Source organism: Sphingobacterium sp. T2 (assembly GCF_000814685.1).
GTDB classification, from domain to species: domain Bacteria; phylum Bacteroidota; class Bacteroidia; order Sphingobacteriales; family Sphingobacteriaceae; genus Sphingobacterium; species Sphingobacterium thermophilum.
Window position 1 is genome coordinate 1 of record NZ_JXAC01000012.1, and the last position, 4,350, is coordinate 4,350.

Here is a 4,350-nt window from a genome sequence, read left to right on the forward strand (position 1 = left end):
ATAAAGCGGATTGGTAGCACAAAAATCCATGTTTTTGAACGCACAATAAGGTCAATACATAAGCTTACAATAAAATATAAGCCCTCATCACTGGTGAGGGCTTTATTATTTTGTAGGTTTCACATTTTGTTTGAAGTTACGGAAGATCTTTTACACAGCGGAATCCCACATGATTGGTAGGGCTATTCACTTCAGCCTTACCTCGTGCGCCTGCTTTATAGCGTTCACAATACTGGTCGTAACATAAGAAAGACCCTCCGCGCTGCACCCGCTTTATTAATCCCGGCTCCAAAGGGTCGTGCGAATGGTCCGGGCCTTTAGGATCTTTACGATCCTCTTTACTGTAGTAAGGAAGATAAAAATCTGAACACCATTCCCATACATTTCCCACCATATCGTAGAGTCCAAAAGGGTTAGGAGCATAGGATTTCACCGGAGCTGTACCTTTATATCCATCTTCTCCGGTATTGTGCTTGGGAAACTCTCCTTGGTATATGTTGGCCATCCATTTGCCTTGTGGGGTTATTTCATCTCCCCAATAATAGATTTCATGTTGATTACAGTTGGCTTTTGCAGCATACTCCCACTCCGCTTCTGTGGGAAGACGTTTGCCTGCCCATTTCGCGTAAGCCTCCGCATCCTCATAAGCGATATGCACTACAGGATGATTCTCCCTCTCCCTGATATCACTACCGGGTCCTTCCGGATGTCTCCAGTTGGCTCCTAGCACATATTTCCACCAAGAATAAGGGTTTGAAAGGTCCTTCGTCTCTTGGCTTCCTACAAAGACTGCAGAACCAGCATGTAGTAAATCGGGATCTGCGCCGGGAAAATCTTTTGGATTCAAAGGTCGTTCGGCAACAGTCACATAATTGGTTTCTTCCACAAACTTTTGAAACTGAGCGTTAGTAACCTCATGCTCATCCATATAAAAGGAACTAACCTCCACTTCCCTTAATGGCTGGGCATCTGGAAAATTTACCGATCCCATGATAAACGTTCCTCCTTTCACGAGCACCATACGCGCCGTGTCCTTATCTCCCTTCTGAGGTTTATAATATATCTGAGAGCGTGAGGTATACATGCCGGCTTCTGCACAACTCAGGCCTTGCTCTTCACTTCTAGATTTCTTTTCTGCTGTTTGTTGACAGCTTACAGCCCATAGTGCCACGAAAAGGAAGTATAGTTTTTTCATGGTTATTTACAGTTAAAAGGCTCCAAGAAGTTTTTCTTGGAGCCTCGTTGAAAATAATATTAAAACATCTACCAATATTTACACATTCAATTGCTTATCACTCTTACCGCTGATAGATCTAATTTTGGTATTACCTCCACCTTTCAACGTAAGCTCTAGCGGCTTATTGGTAATCCACGCCCCTCTTGTGAAATCAGGAAACTCTACTACTTTTCCTTTCTTCACGGATTCCATACTCAAAGGAACGATAGCGCTCCATGCGGCAGCATCATACACATCCTGATCCAAAGGAAGACCATTTCTCAAGCAGTCTATCAGACGCCAGTCCATCATGAAGTCCATACCACCGTGTCCTCCTACCTTCTTCGCTTGCTCGCCGATAAATTTAACAATTTCCGGAGTATATTGCTCACGTAATTTATTCAATTCAGCCTCTGGAAGGAAATTGTGTCCGTTTTGGTAGGATTTTAAGCTTATACCAATTTTAGGATATTTCTCACAGAAGCCTTTGGTACCGCTCAACTTATGGATACGTGAATAAGGACGTGGAGAAGTAACGTCATGTTGAATCATGATGGTCTTACCACGTTGTGTACGGATAAGCGTAGTATTGATATTTCCACGGAACTGTGCTCCCACAAATTGACCGTAAGTTTCAGGGTCCTCCTTCGCTAGACGTTTGGCCTCCTCTCCCATCTGGAAGTCGTTAGACTGCATAGCAACCAAAGAAGTCATCACGTCACCTCTGTTAACGTTTAGACATTGGGCTACAGGACCTATACCATGTGTAGGATACAAGTTACCGTTGAAACGGATATTCTCTTTCAGACGCCAGAAGTCGTCGTAATATGTTTTACTGAAATTCAAGTCTAACAGGTCGTGAATGTATGCCCCTTCAGCATGTACGAGCTCACCGAATACGCCCGCTCTGGCCATATTCAAGGTTTGTAGTTCGAAGAAGTCGTAGCAGCAGTTTTCAAGCATCATACAGTGCTTTCTTGTCTCTTCAGACACTTTAACGACCTTCCAACAATCTTCTATAGTCAAGCCTATAGGCACCTCACAGGCCACATGCGCTCCTGCAAGCATACCTTCGACACACATCTCGGTATGGTAATCCCACGGTGTACAGATGTATAATAAGTCAATTTTTACTGACTTCAACATCTCTTTCCATCCTTCTGCCCCCGAGAACGCTGCCGGTTTTTTAAGGCCTCTGTCTACCACCATCTTCTGGTGTTTTTCAGCTCTGTCGCGATGTTTATCACAAACAGCGACAATTTCAGCACCTTCGATATAGGTGAATCTATCTACAGCACCTGTTCCTCTATTTCCCAATCCGACAAAAGCTACTCGCACCTTGTCGATCTTAGGAGCTGCATATCCCGACATATTGAATCGAGGTTCTTCCGAAGCCTTAACATGCAGTGCAGGCAGGCTGACAGCGGTAGCAGAAAGTATAGATGCTTTCTTCAGGAAATCTCTTCTTGATGTGCTCATAAAATTTAGGTTTCAATTTTAAAGGGGACATTACGTCCCCACAGAAATCACTTAATATATAAATAAACTAAACAGTCCAATGAATGCTTTTGGCATCTCAACAAAGCACTATCGCGCTTGTCTTGAACAAGTATAGTTGATATTCCTCAAATAAAAAAATAATCCATAAACGCAAACGTTTGCTCAATTTGCCTTATATTTTAGGTAAAAAACACCTTTTTAATTTTCAAGAAGGTCAATTTTTCCGATAAGCTCCATCAATACTGTTTCGGCTAGCTTAGCCTGTAGTTTGGCAGCATTATAACGTGCCACGGCATTAATAAAGTTTTCCTGTGCATCTCTAAACTCTACGGCACTCAATGTTCCTATCTTATACTTCTCCAAGGTGATATTCAAATTCTGACGGGCTATCTGCTCGTTTTTCTCCTCAATCTGGGCTAGCTCCAGATTGGTGCGATAGGTATTAAAAGCTTGCGAAATCTGCGATTCAATCTGTATCTGACGCTGTGCATTCTGTAGCTCTACATTCTCAATGTTCAGACGGGCAATACGTTCATTACGTCTTTGGTTATAGCCGTCGAAGATGTTTATAGAAGCTGTGATGCCATAGGTCAAGCCGCGCGATCTGGATTGGGCCACGAAGCCTAGGCTAGATTCAGACTCCGAAAAGTTGTACCCACCATTTAGACGAACTACAGGATAACGATTGGCTTTCACGGTCTTCTCCTCCAGCTCGGCAATGCGACGGTTGACACTAAGTAACAACAGGTCAGGATTAGTAACCTTAGCCTGCTCCAAGATATCCCCCAATTTAAGATCGTTATTAATGCTCACATCTTTTACCACTGAAAAATCTGTCTGCAGATCACGCGCCAACAAGTTATTGAGCTCTATCTTAAGGTTTCTTACCAAGGTAGCCTGCTTGATACGGGCAGATTCGTCGGTATTTAGATTTACCTGAACATTTAAAACTTCCAGCCTTGAAGCCTTCCCTATAGAGAATCTGTTCTCCGCGGTACGTAGCCTTTCACGTGAAATGACAATGCTGGAATCCAAAGCGTCAAGCAAGTTTTGCTGCTCTACAATCGTGTAATAGGTTGTTATTACATCCGACACACGTTGGATAACAGCTCTCTTAAGTTCTAGCTCACCTTGTTTCTGCACCTCTTTCAACGTTTCATAACGTGAAAACATACCCAACCCATCGAAAATAGTCCATCCCACATTGATGCCATATGTCATGCTGTTGTTCTTCGCATTATCTAAGGATCTAACCTCCCCTGTAATCTGGGTTTGATTAGAATTCTGTACACTATTACTCTGCGAGAAGTTACCCGTTATCGTAGGTAGCATCCCTGCATTGCCTCTGGTAACATTTTCCTTTGCTACCTGGAGACTATTTTCATATAATTTAATGTCGTAATTATTTTCTAAAGCAATCGCCACAGCATCCCTTACGGTCAGCAGCTCTTGTGCTACAACATTAACCGACAATCCTATAATACCTACAATCCATGACAAATACTCTCATATTACTCTTCTATATTATCAATTCCGGACGATGCTTACGCGGACGAGACATCAATACAATAAACGCAAGAATAACAATAAGTCAACAACATAAACGATAAACTACGTTCCTCCACAATCACCTA

At 42.7% G+C, this 4,350-nt stretch carries 3 protein-coding genes; all 3 read right to left on the bottom strand.

Annotation, left to right across the window (positions count from 1 at the left end):
* Positions 1 to 136: 136 nt before the first annotated feature.
* Positions 137 to 1,195 carry a formylglycine-generating enzyme family protein gene (locus SD31_RS01105; RefSeq protein ID WP_039052791.1) on the bottom strand — a complete coding sequence of 353 codons (1,059 nt, stop codon included), beginning with the start codon at positions 1,193 to 1,195 and terminating at the stop codon, positions 137 to 139.
* Between the two features lie 78 nt (positions 1,196 to 1,273).
* Positions 1,274 to 2,695: a Gfo/Idh/MocA family protein gene (locus tag SD31_RS01110; protein WP_039052792.1), complete on the bottom strand. Its 1,422-nt coding sequence runs from the start codon at positions 2,693 to 2,695 to the stop codon at positions 1,274 to 1,276.
* A 219-nt stretch (positions 2,696 to 2,914) separates the two neighbouring features.
* On the bottom strand, positions 2,915 to 4,216 hold the full coding sequence (locus SD31_RS01115) for a TolC family protein (RefSeq protein WP_039052793.1): 1,302 nt from the start codon (positions 4,214 to 4,216) through the stop codon (positions 2,915 to 2,917).
* Between the last annotated feature and the right edge of the window lie 134 nt (positions 4,217 to 4,350).

What these genes read in the sequence shown, in the direction of transcription:
- SD31_RS01110 (WP_039052792.1), bottom strand. Translation starts at nt 2,695, where the DNA reads ATGAGCACATCAAGAAGAGATTTCCTGAAGAAAGCATCTATACTTTCT.
- SD31_RS01105 (WP_039052791.1), bottom strand. Translation starts at nt 1,195, where the DNA reads ATGAAAAAACTATACTTCCTTTTCGTGGCACTATGGGCTGTAAGCTGT.